Annotated in this window: 18 protein-coding genes and 1 pseudogene; 14 read left to right on the top strand and 5 right to left on the bottom strand. The window is 69.8% G+C overall.

The window, feature by feature from the left end:
* The first annotated feature begins 2 nt into the window (after window positions 1–2).
* The 3 genes from secF to EJC51_RS10125 all read left to right on the top strand — a co-directional run bounded on the left by secF (window position 3) and on the right by EJC51_RS10125 (window position 4,374).
* Entirely contained in the window at window positions 3–1,088 is a 1,086-nt protein-coding gene (gene secF, locus EJC51_RS10140) for a protein translocase subunit SecF (protein ID WP_126270769.1), read from the top strand.
* Entirely contained in the window at window positions 1,085–1,624 is a 540-nt protein-coding gene (locus EJC51_RS10135) for an adenine phosphoribosyltransferase (RefSeq protein ID WP_126270768.1), read from the top strand. The genes secF and EJC51_RS10135 overlap by 4 nt, the downstream gene beginning before the upstream one ends.
* Before the next feature lie 224 nt (window positions 1,625–1,848).
* On the top strand, window positions 1,849–4,374 hold the full coding sequence (locus EJC51_RS10125) for a RelA/SpoT family protein (RefSeq protein WP_126270767.1): 2,526 nt from the start codon (window positions 1,849–1,851) through the stop codon (window positions 4,372–4,374).
* 70 nt (window positions 4,375–4,444) lie between these two features.
* Here the strand turns inward: EJC51_RS10125 and EJC51_RS10120 are convergent, their stop codons facing one another.
* A complete protein-coding gene (locus EJC51_RS10120) occupies window positions 4,445–5,674 on the bottom strand; it encodes a DUF349 domain-containing protein (RefSeq protein WP_126270766.1) in 1,230 nt (409 codons plus the stop codon).
* Window positions 5,675–5,809: 135 nt separating this feature from the next.
* Window positions 5,810–6,643, bottom strand: coding sequence for a peptidylprolyl isomerase (locus tag EJC51_RS10115; RefSeq protein WP_126270765.1), 834 nt, complete (start codon window positions 6,641–6,643; stop codon window positions 5,810–5,812).
* Window positions 6,644–6,843: 200 nt separating this feature from the next.
* Here EJC51_RS10115 and EJC51_RS10110 point away from each other — a divergent pair, with 200 nt between their 5' ends.
* Complete coding sequence (locus EJC51_RS10110) at window positions 6,844–7,554, top strand: MBL fold metallo-hydrolase (protein WP_126270764.1); 711 nt, start codon at window positions 6,844–6,846, stop codon at window positions 7,552–7,554.
* Between the two features lie 11 nt (window positions 7,555–7,565).
* On the top strand, window positions 7,566–8,828 hold the full coding sequence (gene hisS, locus EJC51_RS10105) for a histidine--tRNA ligase (RefSeq protein WP_126270763.1): 1,263 nt from the start codon (window positions 7,566–7,568) through the stop codon (window positions 8,826–8,828).
* A gap of 25 nt (window positions 8,829–8,853) precedes the next feature.
* Here the strand turns inward: hisS and EJC51_RS48630 are convergent.
* Both EJC51_RS48630 and EJC51_RS10095 read right to left on the bottom strand, forming a co-directional pair.
* Window positions 8,854–9,057 (bottom strand): annotated as a pseudogene (locus tag EJC51_RS48630) (ABC transporter permease); the annotation flags it as partial.
* Entirely contained in the window at window positions 9,054–9,920 is an 867-nt protein-coding gene (locus tag EJC51_RS10095) for an ABC transporter ATP-binding protein (protein ID WP_126270762.1), read from the bottom strand. The gene EJC51_RS10095 and the pseudogene EJC51_RS48630, both read right to left, overlap by 4 nt.
* 146 nt (window positions 9,921–10,066) lie before the next feature.
* On the opposite strand from EJC51_RS10095, the gene EJC51_RS10090 reads away from it, so the two are divergent.
* From EJC51_RS10090 to rpsD, 3 genes are all read left to right on the top strand, one after another.
* Window positions 10,067–10,723, top strand: a complete 657-nt coding sequence (locus tag EJC51_RS10090) for a vitamin K epoxide reductase family protein (protein WP_126270761.1) — start codon at window positions 10,067–10,069, stop codon at window positions 10,721–10,723.
* 43 nt (window positions 10,724–10,766) lie between these two features.
* Complete coding sequence (locus EJC51_RS10085) at window positions 10,767–12,122, top strand: replication-associated recombination protein A (protein WP_126270760.1); 1,356 nt, start codon at window positions 10,767–10,769, stop codon at window positions 12,120–12,122.
* 296 nt (window positions 12,123–12,418) lie between these two features.
* On the top strand, window positions 12,419–13,033 hold the full coding sequence (gene rpsD, locus EJC51_RS10080) for a 30S ribosomal protein S4 (protein WP_015661793.1): 615 nt from the start codon (window positions 12,419–12,421) through the stop codon (window positions 13,031–13,033).
* A 30-nt stretch (window positions 13,034–13,063) separates the two neighbouring features.
* On the opposite strand, the gene EJC51_RS10075 is transcribed toward rpsD, so the two are convergent.
* Window positions 13,064–15,208: an ATP-binding protein gene (locus EJC51_RS10075; RefSeq protein WP_166682846.1), complete on the bottom strand. Its 2,145-nt coding sequence runs from the start codon at window positions 15,206–15,208 to the stop codon at window positions 13,064–13,066.
* Window positions 15,209–15,378: 170 nt separating this feature from the next.
* Between EJC51_RS10075 and EJC51_RS10070 the strand changes: the two genes are divergently transcribed.
* The 6 genes from EJC51_RS10070 to EJC51_RS10040 all read left to right on the top strand — a co-directional run bounded on the left by EJC51_RS10070 (window position 15,379) and on the right by EJC51_RS10040 (window position 21,997).
* The gene (locus EJC51_RS10070; protein WP_059196385.1) at window positions 15,379–15,810 is read left to right on the top strand and encodes a DUF948 domain-containing protein; all 432 of its coding nucleotides are present in this window, start codon (window positions 15,379–15,381) and stop codon (window positions 15,808–15,810) included.
* Between the two features lie 12 nt (window positions 15,811–15,822).
* Window positions 15,823–16,176, top strand: coding sequence for a hypothetical protein (locus tag EJC51_RS10065; RefSeq protein WP_126270759.1), 354 nt, complete (start codon window positions 15,823–15,825; stop codon window positions 16,174–16,176).
* Entirely contained in the window at window positions 16,176–18,848 is a 2,673-nt protein-coding gene (gene alaS, locus EJC51_RS10060) for an alanine--tRNA ligase (protein ID WP_126270758.1), read from the top strand. The genes EJC51_RS10065 and alaS overlap by 1 nt, the downstream gene beginning before the upstream one ends.
* Window positions 18,849–18,850: 2 nt before the next feature.
* A complete protein-coding gene (ruvX, locus tag EJC51_RS10055; protein ID WP_126276887.1) occupies window positions 18,851–19,315 on the top strand; it encodes a Holliday junction resolvase RuvX in 465 nt (154 codons plus the stop codon).
* A 122-nt stretch (window positions 19,316–19,437) separates the two neighbouring features.
* Entirely contained in the window at window positions 19,438–21,177 is a 1,740-nt protein-coding gene (mltG, locus tag EJC51_RS10045) for an endolytic transglycosylase MltG (RefSeq protein ID WP_126270757.1), read from the top strand.
* Window positions 21,158–21,997: a shikimate dehydrogenase gene (locus tag EJC51_RS10040; RefSeq protein ID WP_126270756.1), complete on the top strand. Its 840-nt coding sequence runs from the start codon at window positions 21,158–21,160 to the stop codon at window positions 21,995–21,997. Before mltG ends, EJC51_RS10040 begins: the two co-directional genes overlap by 20 nt.
* Window positions 21,998–22,207: the final 210 nt, after the last annotated feature.

Raw genomic sequence — 22,207 nt, 5'->3', positions numbered from 1 at the left:
GCATGTCGAAGCTCGGCAACCTCGGCGCCCGACTGCACCGTGGCGAGATCAGCTACGACTTCATCGGTCACCGCAAGATCTGGTACGGCATCTCGATCCTGATCACCATCACGGCGATCGTGGGCCTGGCGGTACGCGGCCTGAACATGGGCATCGACTTCCAGGGCGGTGCCGTCTTCACCACGGAGAAGACCAGCGTCTCCGTCTCCCAGGCAGAGGAGTACGCGAAGGACGCCTCCGGCCACGACGCGGTCGTGCAGAAGCTGGGCAACGGCACGCTGCGCATCCAGATCGCCGGCATGGACACCCAGCAGTCCGACGAGATCAAGAACAAGCTCGCCGAGGACTTCAAGGTCGACCCGGAGAAGATCGGCGCCGACCTCGTCGGCCCCAGCTGGGGTGACCAGATCGCCAACAAGGCCTGGCAGGGTCTGGCGATCTTCATGGTGCTCGTCGTGATCTATCTGGCGATCGCCTTCGAGTGGCGCATGGCCATCGCGGCGCTCGTCGCCCTGATCCACGACATCACCATCACCGTCGGCATCTACGCCCTCGTCGGCTTCGAGGTCACGCCGGGCACGGTGATCGGTCTGCTGACGATCCTCGGTTACTCGCTCTACGACACGGTGGTCGTCTTCGACTCCCTCAAGGAGCAGACGAAGGACATCACCAAGCAGACCCGCTGGACCTACAGCGACATCGCCAACCGCTCCATCAACGGCACACTGGTCCGCTCCATCAACACCACGGTGGTCGCGCTGCTGCCCGTCGCGGGCCTGCTGTTCATCGGCGGCGGCTTCCTCGGCGCGGGCACGCTCAACGACATCTCGCTGTCGCTGTTCGTCGGCCTCGCGGCCGGTGCGTACTCCTCGATCTTCATCGCCACGCCGCTCGTCGCCGACCTCAAGGAGCGCGAGCCGCAGATGAAGGCCCTCAGGAAGCGGGTCCTGGCCAAGCGCGCCCAGGCCGCCGCCGAGGAAGAGCTGGCGGAGACCCGCGGCACCGCCGCGGACGGTGCCGAGGACGCCACCCCGGCCGTCGTCGGACCGCGCGCCACCCGACGCCGTCCCTCGGGGAAGCGCCGATGACCGACATCAAGGAGCTCCTGCTCAGCCGCATCCGTGACGTGGCCGACTACCCGGAGCCGGGCGTGATGTTCAAGGACATCACCCCGCTCCTGGCGGACCCGGCGGCGTTCACGGCGCTGACGGACGCGCTGGCGGAGATCGCGGAGCGCACGGGCGCCACCAAGGTCGTCGGCCTGGAGGCCCGCGGCTTCATCCTGGGAGCCCCGGTCGCCGTCCGCGCGGGCCTCGGCTTCATCCCGGTGCGCAAGGCGGGCAAGCTCCCCGGAGCGACGCTCGGGCAGACGTACGACCTGGAGTACGGCTCGGCGGAGATCGAGGTCCACGCCGAGGACCTGTCCGCCGACGACCGCGTCCTGATCGTCGACGACGTCCTGGCCACCGGCGGCACCGCCGAAGCCGCGATCCAGCTGATCCGCCGGGCCGGCGCCGAGGTGTCGGGCCTGGCGGTCCTGATGGAGCTGGGCTTCCTGGCGGGCCGCCCGCGTCTGGAGCCGGCTCTGGACGGCGCTCCGCTGGAGGCACTGCTGGTGGTCTGAGGCAGACACCGCGCCGACGCGACTACGACAACGGCCGTCCCGAGCTGTCAGGGGCGGCCGTTGTCGTACCCCCCTCAAGGGCCCGGAATGCCGGCACGCACCCCTCACGTTTCACCGGTAGACGGCCCTCACATCGGCCTGAAGGCGATCCTCGGGCGCAGGATCGCTACCATGGGGTCTCCGGAGCCTGATCGGGGGACCCGGTTCGCGCACGAGGAGTCCTCTTGCCAGACGAGGCCCAGCCACTGACCGCCGCCAAGCCCGAGCCCGCCTCGGGAGCCGCGGCCACGCCCGCGAAGGACACCACGCAGGGCTCGGTCGAGCACGCCCAGTCCGCGCCCGTCGACAAGTCGGCCGAGGAGCCACGTCCCAAGCCGGCCCCGCCCGAGCGCCCCGCCCCCGCGTCCACGCCCCCCGCGGTCCGCCCACCCGCCGGCCAGCCCGCCCGCTCCGGCTCCTCCAACCGCGTCCGCGCCCGCCTCGCGCGTCTCGGCGTCCAGCGCTCCAACCCGTACAACCCGGTCCTGGAGCCCCTGCTGCGGATAGTGCGCAGCAACGACCCGAAGATCGAGACGGCGACGCTCCGCCAGGTCGAGAAGGCCTACCAGGTCGCCGAGCGCTGGCACCGCGGCCAGAAGCGCAAGAGCGGCGACCCGTACATCACCCACCCCCTCGCGGTGACCACCATCCTCGCCGAGCTCGGCATGGACCCGGCCACCCTCATGGCGGGCCTCCTCCACGACACCGTCGAGGACACCGAGTACGGACTCGACCAGCTCCGCCGCGACTTCGGCGACTCCGTCGCCCTGCTCGTCGACGGCGTGACCAAGCTCGACAAGGTCAAGTTCGGCGAGGCCGCGCAGGCCGAGACCGTGCGCAAGATGGTCGTCGCGATGGCCAAGGACCCCCGCGTCCTGGTCATCAAGCTCGCCGACCGCCTGCACAACATGCGCACCATGCGCTATCTCAAGCGCGAGAAGCAGGAGAAGAAGGCGCGCGAGACCCTGGAGATCTACGCGCCGCTCGCCCACCGCCTGGGCATGAACACCATCAAGTGGGAGCTGGAGGACCTCGCCTTCGCGATCCTCTACCCCAAGATGTACGACGAGATCGTGCGTCTGGTGGCCGAGCGGGCGCCGAAGCGCGACGAGTACCTCGCCATAGTGACCGACGAGGTGCAGCAGGACCTGCGCGCGGCCCGCATCAAGGCGACCGTCACCGGCCGCCCGAAGCACTACTACAGCGTCTACCAGAAGATGATCGTCCGCGGCCGTGACTTCGCGGAGATCTACGACCTGGTCGGCATCCGCGTCCTCGTGGACACGGTCCGGGACTGCTACGCGGCCCTGGGCACCGTCCACGCCCGCTGGAACCCGGTTCCGGGGCGGTTCAAGGACTACATCGCGATGCCCAAGTTCAACATGTACCAGTCGCTGCACACGACGGTCATCGGCCCCAACGGCAAGCCGGTCGAACTCCAGATCCGCACCTTCGACATGCACCGACGTGCCGAGTACGGCATCGCCGCGCACTGGAAGTACAAGCAGGAGGCCGTCGCCGGCGCCTCCAAGGTGCGCTCGGACCAGCCCCGGGCCACCGGCAAGGACGACCACCTCAACGACATGGCGTGGCTGCGCCAGTTGCTCGACTGGCAGAAGGAGACCGAGGACCCCGGCGAGTTCCTGGAGTCCCTGCGCTTCGACCTCTCGCGCAACGAGGTCTTCGTCTTCACGCCCAAGGGCGACGTGATAGCGCTGCCCGCCGGTGCCACGCCCGTGGACTTCTCCTACGCGGTGCACACCGAGGTCGGCCACCGCACGATAGGAGCGCGGGTCAACGGTCGCCTCGTGCCGCTGGAATCCACCCTGGACAACGGCGACCTGGTCGAGGTCTTCACCTCCAAGGCGCCCGGTGCGGGACCGTCCCGTGACTGGCTCGGCTTCGTCAAGTCGCCGCGGGCCCGCAACAAGATCCGCGCGTGGTTCTCCAAGGAGCGCCGCGACGAGGCGATCGAGCAGGGCAAGGACGCCATCGTCCGCGCGATGCGCAAGCAGAACCTGCCGATCCAGCGCATCCTCACCGGCGACTCCCTGGTCACGCTCGCGCACGAGATGCGCTACCCCGACATCTCCGCGCTGTACGCGGCGATCGGCGAGGGCCATGTCTCCGCGCAGAACGTCGTCCAGAAGCTCGTCTCCGCGCTCGGCGGCGAGGAGGCGGCCACCGAGGAGATCGACGAGTCGGTCCCGCCGACCCGCACCCGCGGTCGCAAGCGCCGCTCCAGCGCCGACCCCGGCGTCGTCGTCAAGGGCGTCGACGACGTGTGGGTCAAGCTCGCCCGCTGTTGCACCCCCGTACCCGGCGACCCCATCATCGGTTTCGTCACGCGCGGTAGCGGAGTATCGGTTCACCGCAGCGACTGCGTCAACGTGGAGTCACTGTCCCGCGAGCCCGAGCGCATCCTCGACGTCGAGTGGGCGCCCACCCAGTCCTCGGTCTTCCTGGTCGCCATCCAGGTCGAGGCCCTGGACCGCTCCCGGCTCCTGTCCGACGTCACCCGCGTCCTGTCCGACCAGCACGTCAACATCCTCTCCGCGGCCGTCCAGACCTCCCGCGACCGCGTCGCCACCTCCCGCTTCACCTTCGAGATGGGCGATCCCAAGCACCTCGGGCACGTCCTGAAGGCGGTCAGGGGAGTGGAGGGCGTCTACGACGTGTACCGCGTGACGTCGGCGCGCAGCAGGTCGTAGCCCGTACGACGAGAGGGGCCCCGTACCGCGCGGTACGGGGCCCCTCTCGTCGTATCAGCTCATCCGGCTGTCAGCCGCCGAACTCCTGAAGCCCCTTCAGCGCCTGGTCCAGCAGCGCCTGGCGGCCCTCCAGCTCGCGCTCCAGCTTGTCGGCGCGGGCGTTGTTGCCCTGTGTGCGCGCCTGCTCGATCTGGCCCTTGAGCTTGTCCACCGCGGCCTGGAGCTGGCCCGTCAGACCCTCGGCACGCGCGCGTGCCTCCGGGTTGGTGCGGCGCCACTCGGCCTCCTCGGCCTCCTGGATGGCCCGCTCGACGGCGTGCATCCGGCCCTCGACCTTCGGCCGGGCGTCGCGCGGGACGTGGCCGATGGCCTCCCAGCGCTCGTTGACCGAGCGGAACGCGGCGCGGGCCGCCTTGAGGTCGGTGACCGGGAGGATCTTCTCGGCCTCCTCGGCCAGCTCCTCCTTGAGCTTCAGGTTCTCCGACTGCTCGGCGTCGCGCTCGGCGAAGACCGAGCTGCGGGCGGCGAAGAAGACGTCCTGGGCGCCGCGGAAGCGGTTCCACAGGTCGTCCTCGTGCTCGCGCTGGGCGCGGCCCGCGGCCTTCCACTCCGCCATCAGCTCGCGGTAGCGGGCGGCCGTCGGACCCCAGTCGGTGGAGTTGGACAGCGCCTCGGCCTCGGAGACCAGCCGCTCCTTGGTCTTGCGGGCCTCCTCGCGCTGCGCGTCCAGCGACGCGAAGTGCGCCTTGCGACGCTTGGAGAACGCCGACCGGGCGTGCGAGAAGCGGTGCCACAGTTCGTCATCGGACTTGCGGTCCAGACGCGGCAGACCCTTCCAGGTGTCCACCAGGGCCCGCAGCCGCTCGCCCGCCGCCCGCCACTGGTCGGACTGCGCCAGCTCCTCGGCCTCGACGACCAGCGCCTCCTTGGCGTGCCGCGCCTCGTCGGACTGCTTCGCGCGCTGCTGCTTGCGCTCCTCGCGGCGCTTGTCGACGGTCTCCACGAGCTTGTCCAGCCGAGTCCGCAGGGCGTCCAGGTCGCCGACCGCGTGGTGGGCGTCGACCTGCTCGCGGATGTGGTCGATGGCGACCTGCGCGTCCTTCGCCGACAGATCGGTGGTCTTCACTCGCTTCTCGAGGAGGCCGATCTCGACAACCAGGCCCTCGTACTTGCGCTCGAAGTAGGCCAGCGCCTCCTCAGGGGAGCCGGCCTGCCAGGAACCGACGACCTGCTCGCCGTCGGCCGTACGCACGTACACGGTCCCCGTCTCGTCGACGCGGCCCCACGGGTCGCTGCTCACAGCGCCTCCTCCACATGATGCCTGCGAGGGGCTTGTGCTCCCCCGGGCATCGTCCACAGTTTCGTCACGGCCAACATAGGCGACCGGCGGGTTGCCTGTCCGCATCCCGCGCGACCGAAATTACGCAGTTGGCGGTCAGGATTTGGTGACAGTCGCCTTGTTGATCACGACCGTCGCGTTGGGAGCGCCGTCGCCCTGGCCGGTGTTCTCACCTGCGGCGGCGATCTTCTTCAGCACGGTCATGCCGGATTCGGACACCGTACCGAACGGTGTGTAGTTGGCCGGCAGTGGACTGTCCTGATAGACGAGGAAGAACTGGCTGCCGCCGCTGTTCTTGCCCTCGCCCGTCTGGGCGTTGTACTGGTTCGCCATGGCGACCGTGCCGGCCGGGTAGGTCTGGCCCTTGAGCGACTTGTCCTTCAGGTTCTCGTCCGGGATCGTGTAGCCCGGACCGCCGGTGCCGGCGGCCGTCGGGTCACCGCACTGGAGCACGTAGATGCCGTTGGTGGTGAGCCGGTGGCACTTCGTGTGGTCGAAATAGCCCTTCGACGCGAGGAAATTGAACGAGTTCACGGTGTGCGGGGCCGCGGACGCCTTGAGCGCTATGTCGATGTCGCCGCAGGTCGTCGCCAGCTTCATCGTGTACTTGGCCGACTTGTCGATCGTCAACGCCGGCTCCTTCTTCCAGGTCGCCGTCTTGACCTTGCCCTCGGCGGGCTTCTTGCACGGGTCGGAGACCGCGCTGGGGCTCGGGTCCGCCGACGCGCTCGCGTTGGCCTTGTCGTCGCCGTCGTCCTTGAGGACCCCGGACGTGTACAACGCCAGGCTGCCCACCAGGATCACGCCGAGCACCGACGCGATCACGGAGTTGCGCATGCGGGCCTTGCGCCGCGCGGCGGTGCGCCGCTGCTGCTGCCGCAGAAACTTCTCCCGGGCGAGCTGCCGCTTCCGCTGTTCCTGGGTGACCACCGGGTTCTCTCCTCATGCGTCTCGTACGTCGACTGGGACGCGTGCGTCTTGTGAGCCGACCGCCTGCGTGTGCCCCGTACCGTATATGGGTTCGCTGAGGAAACGGCAGCGCCGGTAGGCTCTGACCACAGGCGCAGCTGTTTTTTAAGCCCGCCCTCAGTCCGTAGAGTCCGCACTTATCGACACAACGAAGGACGATCGTGCTCATTGCCGGGTTCCCCGCCGGGGCCTGGGGGACGAACTGTTTTCTCGTCGCCCCCGCCGCCGGTGAGGAGTGCGTGATCATCGACCCGGGCCACCAGGCCGCCCAGGGAGTCGAGGAGACGCTGAAGAAGCATCGGCTCAAGCCCGTCGCGGTCGTCCTCACCCACGGCCACATCGACCATGTGGCCTCGGTCGTCCCCGTCTGCGGTGCGCACGACGTGCCCGCGTGGATCCACCCCGAGGACCGGTTCATGATGAGCGACCCCGAGAAGGCACTCGGCCGCACCATCGGGATGCCGCTCCTGGGCGAGCTGACCGTGGGGGAACCGGACGACGTCAAGGAGCTGGCGGACGGGGCGAAGCTGGAGCTGGCGGGCCTGGAGCTCACCGTCTCGCACGCGCCGGGCCATACCAAGGGGTCGGTGACCTTCGGCCTGCCCGAGACGGCGGACATCCCGCCGATTCTCTTCTCGGGCGACCTGCTGTTCGCCGGCTCCATCGGACGCACCGATTTCCCCGGTGGCTCCATGGACGAGATGCTCGAGTCCCTGGCCCGCGTGGTCCTGCCGCTCGACGACTCGACCGTGGTGCTGCCCGGCCACAACGAGCAGACGACCATCGGCCGTGAGCGTGCCACCAACCCGTATCTGCGGCAGGTGGCAGCCGGCCTGGGAGCGGATGTCGACGCTCCCCGACGAGGAATGTGACGAGACTTTCCGTGAGCACCTTCAAGGCCCCCAAGGGCACGTACGACCTGATCCCGCCGGACAGCGCCAAGTTCCTGGCGGTCCGCGAGGCGATCGCGGCCCCGCTGCGCAACTCCGGCTACGGCTACATCGAGACGCCCGGCTTCGAGAACGTGGAGCTCTTCGCGCGCGGTGTCGGCGAGTCCACCGACATCGTCACGAAGGAGATGTACGCCTTCGAGACCAAGGGCGGCGACCGGCTCGCCCTGCGCCCCGAGGGAACGGCCTCCGTCCTGCGCGCCGCCCTTGAGGCCAACCTGCACAAGGCGGGCAACCTCCCCGTCAAGCTCTGGTACTCCGGCTCGTACTACCGCTACGAGCGCCCGCAGAAGGGCCGCTACCGGCACTTCTCCCAGGTGGGCGCCGAGGCGATCGGCGCCGAGGACGCGGCGCTGGACGCCGAGCTGATCATCCTGGCCGACCAGGCGTACCGCTCGCTGGGGTTGCGCGACTTCCGCATCCTCCTCAACAGCCTGGGCGACAAGGAGTGCCGGCCGGTGTACCGGGAGGCGTTGCAGACCTTCCTGCGCGGCCTCGACCTCGACGAGGAGACGCTGCGCCGGGCCGACATCAACCCGCTGCGCGTCCTCGACGACAAGCGCCCGGACGTGCAGAAGCAGCTCGGCGACGCCCCGCTGCTGCGCGACTACCTCTGCGACGCCTGCAAGGCGTACCACGAGGAGGTCCGCGAGCTGATCACGGCCGCCGGTGTCGCCTTCGAGGACGACCCGAAGCTGGTCCGCGGCCTGGACTACTACACGCGCACGACCTTCGAGTTCGTCCACGACGGTCTGGGCTCCCAGTCCGCGGTGGGCGGCGGCGGGCGCTACGACGGCCTGTCGGAGATGATCGGCGGCCCCGCGCTCCCGTCCGTGGGCTGGGCCCTCGGCGTCGACCGCACGGTCCTCGCCCTGGAGGCGGAGGGCGTCGAGCTCGAACTCCCCTCCACGACCAGCGTGTTCGCGGTCCCGCTCGGCGAGGAGGCCCGCCGGGTGCTCTTCGCCAAGGTGACCGAGCTGCGCAAGGTGGGCATCGCGGCGGACTTCTCGTACGGCGCGAAGGGCCTCAAGGGCGCGATGAAGAACGCCAACCGCAGCGGCGCCCGCTACACGGTCGTCGCCGGTGAGCGCGACCTCGCCGAGGGCGTCGTCCAGCTCAAGGACATGGAGTCCGGCGAGCAGACGGCGATCGGCGTGAACGAGATCGTGGCCGAGCTGGAGTCCCGACTGGGCTGAGCGGGACGCGAGGGCGCCGGGGAGACCCGGCGCCCGCCACGTCGTCGCTGAAGATCGACGCGAACAGGAACAGGAAGACGACCGGGAAGGCGAAGGTGAACACCACCTGGTCGCGCTGGCGGAAGAACTGCCGGAGCTCCAGGGCGCCCCGCTGGAGTCCGATGCCGAAGGCGCCGGGCAGCCGCTCGACGACCGCGTCCGCGCGGGTCCGTACGACGGTCGTGGTCATCGCGCGTCCTCCTGTCCGGTCAGCCGGAGGCAGACGTCCTCCAGCGTGGGGCGGCTGACCCGCAGCCCGGGGAGCTCGCCGTCGAAGCGGTCCATGAGCGCGGCGACCGTGCGGGTCGGGGTGTCCGTGCGCTCGGTGCGCGGGGTGCCGTCCGGCTCGGTCCACTCGACGGCCGCCTCGGTGCCGTACCGCTCCCGCAGGGCGGCCGGGAGGCCCTCGGCGACGATCCGGCCCGCGCTCACCACGGCCAGCCGGTCGGCCAGGGCCTCGGCCTCCTCCAGACAGTGCGTGGTGAGGAGGATCGTCGTGCCCTCCTCGGCGAGCGCGCGGATCAGGTCCCAGCACTGGCGGCGGGCCGCCGGGTCGAAACCGGTCGTCGGCTCGTCCAGGAGCAGCAGTTCGGGGCCGCCGATCACGCCCAGTGCCACGTCGAGACGACGGCGCTGCCCGCCCGGCAGGGCCTTGATCCGGCTGCCCGCCTTCGCCTCCAGACCCACCAGGCCGATGACCTCCTCCGGGTCCCGCGGCCGCGGGGAGTAGCGGGCGAAATGACGGACGGTCTCGCGGACCGTCAACTCGGCGGGCGCCGATTCCTCCTGCCAGACGATTCCCACCCGGGACCGCCACGCGCGCGTGCCGTTCGCGGGGTCCGTGCCGAGCACGGACACCTCGCCCGCGTCCCGGCCGCGGTGGCCCTGGAGGATCTCCACCGTCGTGCTCTTGCCCGCGCCATTGGGCCCCAGCAGGCCGAAGACCTCGCCCCTGCCGATGCCGAGATCGATCCCGTCGACCGCGGTCACGTCGCCGTACCGCTTGCGCAGCCCCCGTACGTCCACCGCGAGTTCGTTCGCGTGTGCTGTCATGTTTTCGAGGCTCGGCCGGAACCGAACGTTCAGGAACGACCGTGCGTACTTCCTTATGTCCACCGAACGGTGGACAAGGGCTCGTGTACGGCACAATGGCCCCTGCCCGAAGAAGGTCCAACTCTCAAGCAGACGGAATCGGCGTGATGAGCAAGACCACAGTCAAGAGCGTCTCCACCGTGCCAGAGCCCGATCACGCGGCCGACGGGCCACGGTCGGCGGGAGGCAGCCGCGCCTTCGCCGTGCTGCTGGTCCTCACCGGCGCGGCCGGCCTGCTCGCCGCGTGGGTCATCACGATCGACAAGTTCAAGCTGCTGGAAGCCAAGGTCGCGGGCAAGACCTTCACCCCCGGGTGCAGCCTGAACCCCGTCGTCTCCTGCGGCAGCGTCATGGAGTCCAAGCAGGCCGCCGCCTTCGGGTTCCCCAACCCGATGCTCGGCCTCGTCGCCTACGGCATCGTCATCTGCGTCGGCATCAGCCTGCTCGCCGGGGCCCGCTTCCCGCGCTGGTACTGGCTGACCTTCAACGCCGGCACGCTCTTCGGTGTCTCGTTCTGCGCCTGGCTGATGTTCCAGTCGCTGTACCGCATCAACGCCCTGTGCCTGTGGTGCTGCCTGGCCTGGGTCGCGACGATCATCATGTTCTGGTACCTGACCTCGTTCAACGTGCGCAACGGCTTCCTCCCCGCCCCGAGCTGGCTGAAGAGCTTCTTCGGCGAGTTCACCTGGGTGCTGCCGGTCCTGCACATCGGCATCATCGGCATGCTGATCCTGACGCGCTGGTGGGACTTCTGGACCAGCTGACCGTCGGGACCGACTGTCAGTGCCGTGATTTAGGGTTTTCGACGTGGAGCCCGATCTGTTCACCGCCGCCGCGGAAGACCGCCAGGAGAAGGACCCCGCCGGGAGCCCCCTGGCCGTGCGGATGCGCCCGCGCACCCTCGACGAGGTGGTGGGCCAGCAGCACCTGCTGAAGCCCGGCTCACCCCTGCGCCGGCTGGTCGGCGAGGGCGCGGGCGGACCCGCCGGGCCGTCCTCGGTGATCCTGTGGGGCCCGCCCGGCACCGGCAAGACGACCCTCGCCTACGTCGTCTCCAAAGCCACCAACAAGCGCTTCGTCGAACTGTCGGCGATCACCGCGGGCGTCAAGGAGGTCCGCGCGGTCATCGACGGCGCCCGCCGCGCCACCGGGGGATACGGCAAGGAGACCGTCCTCTTCCTCGACGAGATCCACCGCTTCAGCAAGGCCCAGCAGGACTCCCTGCTCCCCGCCGTCGAGAACCGCTGGGTCACACTGATCGCGGCGACCACCGAGAACCCGTACTTCTCGGTGATCTCCCCGCTGCTGTCCCGCTCCCTCCTGCTCACCCTCGAACCGCTCACGGACGACGACGTGCGCGGGCTCCTGAAGCGGGCGCTGAGCGACGAACGCGGCCTGAAGGACGCCGTCGGGCTCCCCGAGGACACCGAGGACCACCTGCTGCGGATCGCCGGCGGTGACGCCCGCCGCGCGCTCACCGCCCTGGAGGCGGCGGCCGGGGCCGCGCTCGACAAGGGCGAGGCCGAGATCTCCCTCCAGACGCTGGAGGAGACCGTCGACCGCGCCGCGGTGAAGTACGACCGCGACGGCGACCAGCACTACGACGTCGCCAGCGCCCTCATCAAGTCGATCAGGGGCTCGGACGTCGACGCGGCGCTGCACTACCTCGCCCGCATGATCGAGGCCGGCGAGGACCCCCGCTTCATCGCCCGGCGCCTGATGATCTCCGCGAGCGAGGACATCGGCCTGGCCGATCCCAACGCGCTGCCCATAGCCGTCGCCGCCGCCCAGGCCGTCGCCATGATCGGCTTCCCCGAGGCCGCCCTCACCCTCAGCCACGCCACCATCGCCCTCGCGCTGGCCCCCAAGTCCAACTCCGCGACGACGGCGATCGGCGCCGCCATGGAGGACGTACGCAAGGGACTGGCCGGCTCCGTGCCGCCCCATCTGCGCGACGGGCACTACAAGGGCGCCGCCAAGCTCGGCCACGCACAGGGGTACGTGTATCCGCACGACCTGCCCGAGGGCATCGCCGAGCAGCAGTACGCCCCGGACGCCCTCAAGGACCGTGAGTACTACACCCCGACCCGGCACGGCGCGGAGGCCCGCTACGCGGACGCCGTGGAGTGGACCCGCAAGCACCTCGGTCGCAAGCGGTCCTGAGCAGCCTGTAGAATCCCTCGAAGTGCTGTGTCCCGTGCAGTCAGAACGGGACGGTCAGCCGGAACCCCCAGTGGGTTCCAGGAGCGTCGCGCACCGTTCGAATGGTGTCGCGGGCCGCCCACCACCACTCACCGCAGGGTGAGACCGGTCGGTGGGCCACTCGCGTGCTGCACGTATGTGCCCAGACCAGGGGAGCGGCTGCCCACCAGGCCCGGCAACGGACCCGGAGGGTTTCCCCGGCTGCGGATGCGACCTCCCTCAACCCTGACAAGCCGAACACTGAGAAATGAGAGATTGTGGCGAACCAGTCCCGCCCCAAGGTCAAGAAGTCGCGTGCCCTCGGCATCGCGCTGACGCCGAAGGCCGTCAAGTACTTCGAGGCCCGTCCCTACCCGCCGGGTGAGCACGGCCGTGGCCGCAAGCAGAACTCGGACTACAAGGTCCGTCTGCTCGAGAAGCAGCGTCTGCGTGCGCAGTACGACGTCTCCGAGCGTCAGCTCGTCCGCGCCTACGAGCGTGCCTCCAAGGTGCAGGGCAAGACCGGCGAGGCCCTGATCATCGAGCTCGAGCGCCGTCTCGACGCCCTGGTCCTGCGTTCGGGCATCGCCCGCACCATCTACCAGGCCCGTCAGATGGTCGTGCACGGCCACATCGAGGTCAACGGCCAGAAGGTCGACAAGCCGTCCTTCCGCGTCCGTCCCGACGACGTCGTGATGGTCCGTGAGCGCAGCCGCGAGAAGACCCTCTTCTCGATCGCCCGTGAGGGTGGCTTCGCCCCCGAGGGTGAGACCCCGCGCTACCTCCAGGTGAACCTCAAGGCCCTGGCGTTCCGCCTGGACCGTGAGCCGAACCGCAAGGAGATCCCGGTGATCTGCGACGAGCAGCTCGTCGTCGAGTACTACGCCCGCTGATCGCCAGCAGGCTGTAGTACAAGCACCGCCTCAGCCCGCCGTCTCCCCGCCCTTCCGGGCGCGGGAGGCGGCGGGTTCGTGCAGGGTGACGGGGCCGCGGGCGTGCCGGGCCTGTCCGCGCGGGCCGGGCAGCGGCGCCGGCGGCCGCCCCAGCGCCCTCGCCACCGCGGCCTCCCGGTCGAGCCGGGCCCCCTGCCGTACGCACTCCTCGTACCGCTCGTCGCCCAGCCGCTCCCGGGCCGTCGCCTCGCACAGCTCGTGCGGGCCGTTGTAGTACGCGGACCCGAACAGCGGCAGCCCCACCGAGGGCCACAGCGCGCCCGCCGCCCCCTGTAGCACCGCCGCCTCGGCGGCATCCGCTGCCTCCCCGCGGGCGGCCGTGACCAGGGCCAGCAGCTCGATCGACAGCACCGAGCCCAGCAGATCGCTGAAGGCGTGCGCGGCACCCAGGCTGTCGGTCAGCAGCTCACGGGCACCGATCAGGTCCCCCTCGGTCCAGGCCGCGTACGCCAGCACGTACAAGGCGTACGACCTGGTCCAGCGCTCACCGTGGTCCTCGCAGACCCGGCGGACGTCCTCGCACAGCTTCACGGCCTCCGGCAGATCGCCCTGGAAGGCCCGGGTCATCGCCAGCTCGACCTGACCCATCAGGACGTTGCTGTTGAGCTCGCCGATCTCCTGGTAGCGCTCCAGCGCCGAGCGCAGCAGCGTTTCTGCGCGCGGCATGTCGTCCGTGACCAGGGCCAGACAGCCGGTGCGATGCTCGGCATAGGCGATCGCCGTGGCGTTGGCCGAGCGCTCCGCCTCCTCCCGGCACTCCTGGAGCGCGGCCAGCGCGGGCACCTTGTCGCCCTGGAGGATCGCGACATAGCCCAGCACCCACAGCGCCTTCAGCCGGGTCAGCTCGTGGTCGGAGTCCAGCCGCACGGACTGCTCCAGCCAGTGCCGGCCCTCCGACAGCCGCCCGCAGCCGGCCCAGTAGAACCAGAGGGAGCCCGCGAGGTACTGCCCCAGATACGCCTCCTCCGGGTCGGCCAGACAGCGCTCCAGGGCGCAGCGCAGATTCGGCAGCTCCGCCTCGATCCGCGCGGCCACCTCGCCCTGCCGCGGCGAGAACCAGTCCAGCTCGCACCAGGTGGCCAGCCCCAGATACCAGTCGCGGTGCCGCCGGCGCAGCCGGTCCGCGTCCCCGGTCGCCTCCAGCCACTGCTCGCCGTAGGCCCGGACCGTGTCCAGCATCCGGTAGCGCACCCCGGCCGCGGTCTCCTCGCGCCCGACCACCGACTGCGCGAGCAGCTCCGTCAGGACGTCGAGGACGTCCTCCTCGGGCAGACCGTCGCCGCTGCACACGTACTCGACGGCCTCCAGGTCGAACGGCCCGGCGAACACCGACAGCCGCGACCACAGCAGCCGCTCCGCGGGCGTGCACAGCTCGTGGCTCCAGCCGATCGCGGTGCGCAGGGTCCGGTGCCGCTCCGGGGAACCGTGGGCGGCGCCCGTCAGCAGCCGGAAGCGGTCCTCGAACCGGGCCAGCAGCTGGGCGGGGGACAGGGCCCGCAGCCGGCCCGCCGCCAGCTCGACGGCGAGCGGGATGCCGTCCAGCCGCCGGCACAGCTCGCGCACGTCGGGATCGTCACCGACGTCCACCCCCTGCTGCCCCGCCCGGTCGACGAAGAGCTGCACGGCCTCGTCCTCGCTCAGCGGCGCCAGCGCGAACACCCGCTCGCCCGGCACCGACAGCGGCCTGCGGCCCACGGCGAGCACGGTGAGCCCCGGCACCCGGCCCAGCAGGTCCGTCACCAGCTCCGCGCAGGCCTCGACGAGATGCTCGAACCCGTCGAGCACCAGCAGCAGTTGACAGCCCCGCTCGCCCAGATGCGCGAGCAGCGTCTCGCGCGGCGGCCGTGTGGTGTGGTCCGTCAGCCCCAGCGCGTCCACGACAGCGAAGTCCACGAACTCCGGATCACGCACCGCCGTCAGCTCGGCCCTCCAGGCCCGCGCGCCGAGCGCGGCCCGCGCCGCCAGCCGTGACTTGCCGACCCCGCCGACACCGGTGACGGTCACCAGACGCGAAGTCTCCAGCAGTCGGGACAGCGCGGCGAGTTCGGCCGTGCGGCCCACGAACGCGTCCAGTTCGAGAGGCAGATTGCCGTCGCTGAGCCGATCATCCCGCATGGAACACGGAGCGTACTCAAACGTAATCACTCCGTACAATCGCTTCGCCCAAGTCCGCTGCGCGCGGACCGCAATACCGGTGTGGAGTGCCACCCGCGGCGCGATAGGCTCGGGACACTTGTTTTTTGGGTTCCGATGTCCAGAGCACGTAATACGGGAGCGGGTGCGCAGTGTCCGGTGGAGAGGTGGCCGGCATCCTGGTGGCCGTCTTCTGGGCGATCCTGGTCTCCTTCCTCGCCGTCGCGCTGGCGAGGCTGGCCCAGACGCTCAGGGCGACCACCAAGCTGGTGGCGGACGTGACCGACCAGGCCGTCCCGCTCCTCGCGGACGCCTCCTCGGCGGTGCGCTCCGCGCAGACCCAGATCGACCGGGTCGACGCGATCGCCTCCGACGTCCAGGAGGTCACCTCCAACGCCTCCGCGCTCTCCACGACGGTCGCCTCCACCTTCGGCGGCCCGCTGGTCAAGGTCGCGGCCTTCGGCTACGGCGTGCGCCGGGCCCTCGCGGGCCGCAAGGACGACGTGCCCGCCAAGGCGCCCCGGCGTACCGTGATCGTGGGGCGCACCGTGCCGGCCGCGCGGCGGAAGAACCGGGGAAAGTAGGAGCCAGCTCAGATGTTCCGCCGTACCTTCTGGTTCAGCACGGGCGTCGCCGCCGGTGTGTGGGCCACCACCAAGGTCAACCGCAAGCTGAAGCAGCTGACCCCCGAGAACCTTGCCGTCTCCGCGGCCAACAAGGCGATCGAGGCCGGTCACCGCATCAAGGACCGCGCGGTGGGCTTCGCGCTCGACGTGCGCGACAACATGGCCCAGCGGGAGGAAGAGCTGGGGGAGGCGCTGGGCATCAACGCGAACCCCGAACTCCCCGCGCCCCGGCGGTTCGCCGCCATCGAGAACCGCAACACCCACAAGTACGTCGAGGGATCGACGTACCAGACGTACTCGTACAACCGGAATGAGGACCACTGATGGAGTCGGCCGAGATTCGCCGCCGCTGGCTGAGCTTCTACGAGGAGCGCGGTCACACCGTCGTCCCTTCGGCGTCGCTCATCGCGGACGACCCGACTCTGCTCCTGGTCCCCGCCGGCATGGTGCCCTTCAAGCCGTACTTCCTCGGTGAGGTCAAGCCGCCGTGGCCGCGCGCGACCAGCGTGCAGAAGTGCGTGCGCACGCCCGACATCGAAGAGGTCGGCAAGACCACCCGGCACGGCACCTTCTTCCAGATGTGCGGCAACTTCTCCTTCGGCGACTACTTCAAGGAAGGCGCCATCAAGTACGCCTGGGAGCTGCTCACCACGCCCCAGGACAAGGGTGGTTACGGCCTGGAGCCCGAGAAGCTCTGGATCACCGTCTACCTGGAGGACGACGAGGCCGAGCGCATCTGGCACGAGGTCGTCGGGGTGCCCAAGGAGCGCATCCAGCGCCTCGGCATGAAGGACAACTACTGGTCCATGGGCGTCCCCGGACCCTGTGGCCCCTGTTCCGAGATCAACTACGACCGCGGCCCCGAGTTCGGCGTCGAGGGCGGCCCCGCCGTCAACGACGAGCGGTACGTGGAGATCTGGAACCTTGTCTTCATGCAGTACGAGCGCGGCGAGGGTATCGGCAAGGACAACTTCGAGATCCTCGGCGAGCTGCCGAGCAAGAACATCGACACCGGTCTCGGACTCGAGCGTCTCGCCATGATTCTGCAGGGCGTGCAGAACATGTACGAGATCGACACCTCCATGGCCGTCATCAAGAAGGCCACCGAGCTGACCGGCGTGGCCTACGGCGACGCCCACGAGTCGGACGTCTCCCTGCGCGTGGTCACCGACCACATGCGGACGTCCGTGATGCTCATCGGTGACGGCGTGACCCCCGGCAACGAGGGCCGCGGGTACGTCCTGCGCCGCATCATGCGCCGCGCCATCCGCAACATGCGGCTGCTCGGCGCCACCGGCCCGGTCGTCCTGGACCTCATCGACACCGTGATCGGCATGATGGGCCAGCAGTATCCCGAGCTGGTCACCGACCGCGAGCGCATCGAGAAGGTCGCCGTCGCCGAGGAGAACGCCTTCCTCAAGACGCTCAAGGCCGGCACCAACATCCTCGACACCGCCGTCACCGAGACCAAGGCCTCCGGTGGCACGGTCCTCGCCGGCGACAAGGCGTTCCTGCTCCACGACACCTGGGGCTTCCCGATCGACCTCACCCTGGAGATGGCCGCCGAGCAGGGCCTGTCCGTGGACGAGGACGGCTTCCGGCGCCTGATGAAGGAGCAGCGGGAGCGCGCCAAGGCCGACGCCCAGGCCAAGAAGACCGGCCACGCCGGTGCCGGTGCCTACCGCGAGATCGCGGACAAGACCGGCGAGACCGAGTTCATCGGCTACTCGGACACCGAGGGCGAGTCCACGATCGTCGGCATCCTCGTCGACGGCGCCTCCTCGCCGGCCGCGACCGAGGGCGACGAGGTCGAGATCGTCCTCGACCGCACCCCGTTCTACGCCGAGGGCGGCGGCCAGATCGGTGACACCGGCAAGATCAAGGTCGACTCCGGTGCCGTCATCGAGATCCGCGACTGCCAGAAGCCGGTGCCGGGTGTGTACGTCCACAAGGGCGTCGTGCAGTTCGGCGAGGTCACCGTGGGCGCCAAGGCGCACGCGTCGATCGACGCCCGCCGCCGTACCGCCATCGCCCGCGCCCACTCGGCCACCCACCTGACCCACCAGGCCCTGCGCGACGCGCTCGGCCCGACGGCCGCGCAGGCCGGTTCGGAGAACCAGCCCGGCCGCTTCCGCTTCGACTTCGGCTCGCCGTCCGCCGTTCCGACGGCCGTGATGACCGACGTCGAGCAGAAGATCAACGAGGTGCTCGCGCGCGACCTCGACGTGCACGCCGAGATCCTGAGCCTCGACGAGGCCAAGAAGCAGGGTGCCATCGCCGAGTTCGGCGAGAAGTACGGCGAGCGGGTCCGGGTCGTCACCATCGGCGACTTCTCCAAGGAGCTGTGCGGCGGTACGCACGTCCACAACACCTCGCAGCTCGGCCTGGTCAAGCTGCTGGGCGAGTCGTCGATCGGTTCGGGTGTCCGTCGTATCGAGGCCCTCGTCGGTGTCGACGCGTACAACTTCCTGGCCCGTGAGCACACGGTCGTCGCCCAGCTCCAGGAGCTGATCAAGGGCCGTCCGGAGGAGCTGCCGGAGAAGGTCTCCGCGATGCTCGGCAAGCTGAAGGATGCCGAGAAGGAGATCGAGAAGTTCCGCGCGGAGAAGGTCCTCCAGGCCGCGGCCGGTCTCGCCGAGTCGGCGAAGGACATCCGTGGCATCGCGGTCGTCACCGGTCAGGTCCCGGACGGCACGACCGCCGACGACCTGCGCAAGCTGGTCCTCGACGTGCGCGGCCGTATCCAGGGCGGCCGGGCCGCCGTGGTCGCGCTGTTCACGGTGGCGGGCGGCAAGCCGCTGACGGTCATCGCCACCAACGAGGCCGCCCGTGAGCGCGGTCTCAAGGCCGGTGACCTGGTGCGTACGGCTGCCAAGACCCTCGGCGGCGGCGGTGGCGGCAAGCCGGACGTCGCGCAGGGCGGCGGCCAGAACCCGGCCGCGATCGGCGAGGCCGTCGAGGCTGTCGAGCGACTGGTCACGGACACCGCGAAGTGACGATGCGCAGAGGCCGTCGACTCGCGATCGACGTCGGGGACGCCCGGATCGGGGTCGCCTCGTGCGACCCCGACGGGATCCTCGCCACTCCGGTGGAGACGGTCCCGGGCCGGGACGTCCCGGCCGCCCACCGCCGGCTGAGGCAGCTGGTGGAGGAGTACGAACCGATCGAGGTCGTCGTCGGACTCCCTCGCTCCCTCAAGGGGGGCGAGGGCCCGGCCGCGGTCAAGGTCAGGGCCTTCGCCCAGGAGCTGGCCAAGGGCATCGCGCCGATCCCGGTCCGCCTGGTGGACGAGCGGATGACCACGGTCACGGCGAGCCAGGGACTGCGCGCCTCGGGCGTGAAATCCAGGAAAGGCCGCTCCGTCATCGATCAAGCAGCCGCTGTGATCATCCTTCAGCAGGCGCTCGAATCCGAACGGGTGTCAGGTAAAGCACCCGGCGAGAGCGTCGAAGTGGTCATCTGATCGCGATACGGTAACGTTCCGCGCGATCGCGGCGCTGTTCGAACAGGAGCCGCACAGAGAGAGGCGGAACGGATGCCGAGCCACAAGCCGCGCGACCGCCGCCTCGCGGCTCTAGGGGATCGATGACTGAGTATGGCCGGGGCCAGGAAGGCTCCGAACCGTGGCATCCGCAGGACCCGTACTACGGGGACGGCGGATGGGAAGGGCAGCAGGGCCACGTCGGCCAACAAGCTGCCTACGGCGGCCAGCCGCAGCACTATCCGCAGGCGCCGCAGCAGTCCGAGTACGGCGACTGGGGCACCGGCCAGCAGGCCGACTACGGTCAGGCGCAGCAGCAGTACCAGCAGCAGTACGACCAGCAGCAGTACGGCCAGGAACACCAGCAGCAGTACGACCCGAACCAGCAGTACGGCCAGCAGCAGTACGCGCCCCAGCAGCCTCAGCAGCCCCAGCAGCAGTACGACAACAGCGGCTCCTGGGGCACCGGGACGCACACGCACGTCCCGTACTCGGACCCCTCGGACCCGTACGGCCAGCAGGCCGCCGCGTACGGCGCCGGTGAGCAGCCCGACTACTACGGCACCCCCGACGCGTACCCGCCACCGGAGCCGCCGGGCCGTCGCCGCACCGAGCCGGAACCGCAGCGGGCGGACTGGGACCCGGGCCCCGACCAGGGCGAACACGCCTTCTTCGCGGGTGGCGGGGACGACGACGCCGACGACGACCTCGACGACCAGGGCGGACGCGGTGATCGCAAGGGCCGCGGCGGCAAGAAGCCGAAGAAGCGGCGCAGCGGCTGTGCCTGCCTGGTGGTCGTGCTGGTCTTCGGCGGCGGTATCGGTGGCGTCGGCTATTTCGGCTACCAGTTCTACAAGGATCGTTTCGCCTCGTCGCCGGACTACTCGGGCGACGGCACCGAACCGACGGTGTCGATCGTGGTCGAGAAGGGGGCGGGCGGCGCCGACATCGGGCGGCTGCTGAAGGCCAAGGGTGTCGTCAAGAGTGTCGACGCGTTCGTTTCGGCGTTCACGCGTAACGAGGGAGAGAAGAAAGTCCAGGCCGGCGCCTATCTGCTGAAGACGCAGATGTCCGCCGAGAGCGCCGTGAAGATGATGCTCGACCCGAAGAGCCAGGCCGCCGTGATGGTGACGCCGGGTCAGCGCAATGTCGCCGTTTACAAGAACATCGACGAAAAACTCGGCCTGAAATCCGGCGCCACGCTCAAGGTCGCCAAGGCGGATTACAAGAGCCTCGGACTTCCGGACTGGGCGAAGAAGAACAGCGAGATGAAGGATCCGCTGGAGGGCTTCCTGTACCCGGGCACCTATCCCGCCGCCAAGGGCATGAAACCCGAGGCCGTCCTGAAGGACATGGTGGGCGAGGCCGCGAAGAAGTACGACGCGCTCGACCTGGAGGCCAAGGCCAAGGCGCTCAAGGTGGACAGCCCCCTGGACCTCGTCACCATCGCGAGCCTCGTCGAGGCCGAGGGCAAGACCCCCGACGACTACCGCAAGATCGCCGAGGTGGTCTACAACCGCCTCGACTACGGAAACCCGCAGACCTACGGATTCCTGCAGTTCGACTCGACGTTCAACTACGCGAAGAACGAGAGCAACATCGACATCAGCGAGTCGGAGATCAACAAGGACCAGGACCCGTACAACACGTACACCCACAAGGGTCTGCCGCCCGGCCCGATCGGGAACCCGGGTGCCGAGGCGCTCAAGTCGACGCTGAATCCCACCGACGACGGCTGGTACTACTTCGTGGCGACCGACGGTGTGAGCAAGACCGAATTCGCCAGGACGCACGAAGAATTCCAGAAACTCAAGGACAAGTTCGATGCCAGCAGGGGCAACTGACGCCCGCCGGGCCGCCGTGCTCGGTTCGCCCATCGCCCACTCCCTCTCCCCGGTGCTGCACCGCGCCGCGTACCAGGAACTGGGGCTGAAGGGTTGGTCCTACGACCGGTTCGAGATCGACGAGGCCGCGCTGCCCGGGTTCTTCGCGGAACTCGGGCCGGAGTGGGCCGGGCTGTCGCTGACCATGCCGCTCAAGCGGGCGGTCATCCCGCTGCTCGACGAGATCAGCGACACGGCCGCCTCCGTCGAGGCCGTCAACACGGTCGTGTTCACCGAGGACGGCCGCAAGATCGGCGACAACACCGACATCCCCGGCATGGTCGCCGCGCTGCGCGAGCACGGCATCGAGACGGTGGACTCCGCCGCGATCCTCGGCGCCGGCGCCACGGCGTCGTCCGCGCTGGCGGCACTGGCCCGGGTCTGCACCGGTGAGGTGGTCGTCTACGTGCGCAGCGAGGCCCGCGCCGCCGAGATGCGGGAGTGGGGCGAGCGGCTGGACGTCGAGGTCCGTACGGAGGACTGGTCCGGGGCGGCGGACGCGCTGCACCGGCCCCTGGTCGTCGCCACCACCCCGGCGGGCGCCACGGACGGCCTCGCCATGGCCGTGCCCGAGCGGCCCACCACCCTCTTCGACGTGCTCTACGACCCCTGGCCCACCCAGCTCGCGGCCCGCTGGTCGATGTTCGGCGGCGCCGTCGTCAGCGGCCTCGACCTGCTGGTGCACCAGGCGGTGCTCCAGGTCGAGCAGATGACGGGCCGCACTCCGGCGCCCTTGGCGGCGATGCGGGCAGTGGGTGAGCGGAGCCTCACGCACGCGTGACGCACCGCCCGGGCGCGGAATGCCGCATGTCCGCCGCCGACGGAGGCACTCGGGTGTCCTCCGGCGACCGCCGGGCTCCGTCCGCCTGATGGACCGGCGGCCGGACATGTCGGTGGGACGTGGGAGGATCGAAGGTGGCGGGCCCGGGCCGCGCACCTGGTCGCGCCATTGCCGTACGCGAGGACGCGCGTACGCAGGGCAGTACGAGGG

It is taken from the genome of Streptomyces aquilus (assembly GCF_003955715.1).
GTDB lineage: Bacteria > Actinomycetota > Actinomycetes > Streptomycetales > Streptomycetaceae > Streptomyces > Streptomyces aquilus.
This window is presented reverse-complemented; position numbering and strand designations above follow the sequence as displayed.

What these genes read in the sequence shown, in the direction of transcription:
- mltG (WP_126270757.1), top strand. Translation starts at nt 19,438, where the DNA reads ATGACTGAGTATGGCCGGGGCCAGGAAGGCTCCGAACCGTGGCATCCG.
- alaS (WP_126270758.1), top strand. Translation starts at nt 16,176, where the DNA reads ATGGAGTCGGCCGAGATTCGCCGCCGCTGGCTGAGCTTCTACGAGGAG.
- EJC51_RS10075 (WP_166682846.1), bottom strand. Translation starts at nt 15,208, where the DNA reads ATGCGGGATGATCGGCTCAGCGACGGCAATCTGCCTCTCGAACTGGAC.
- EJC51_RS10065 (WP_126270759.1), top strand. Translation starts at nt 15,823, where the DNA reads ATGTTCCGCCGTACCTTCTGGTTCAGCACGGGCGTCGCCGCCGGTGTG.
- EJC51_RS10090 (WP_126270761.1), top strand. Translation starts at nt 10,067, where the DNA reads ATGAGCAAGACCACAGTCAAGAGCGTCTCCACCGTGCCAGAGCCCGAT.
- EJC51_RS10040 (WP_126270756.1), top strand. Translation starts at nt 21,158, where the DNA reads ATGCCAGCAGGGGCAACTGACGCCCGCCGGGCCGCCGTGCTCGGTTCG.
- EJC51_RS10095 (WP_126270762.1), bottom strand. Translation starts at nt 9,920, where the DNA reads ATGACAGCACACGCGAACGAACTCGCGGTGGACGTACGGGGGCTGCGC.
- ruvX (WP_126276887.1), top strand. Translation starts at nt 18,851, where the DNA reads ATGCGCAGAGGCCGTCGACTCGCGATCGACGTCGGGGACGCCCGGATC.
- EJC51_RS10135 (WP_126270768.1), top strand. Translation starts at nt 1,085, where the DNA reads ATGACCGACATCAAGGAGCTCCTGCTCAGCCGCATCCGTGACGTGGCC.
- secF (WP_126270769.1), top strand. Translation starts at nt 3, where the DNA reads ATGTCGAAGCTCGGCAACCTCGGCGCCCGACTGCACCGTGGCGAGATC.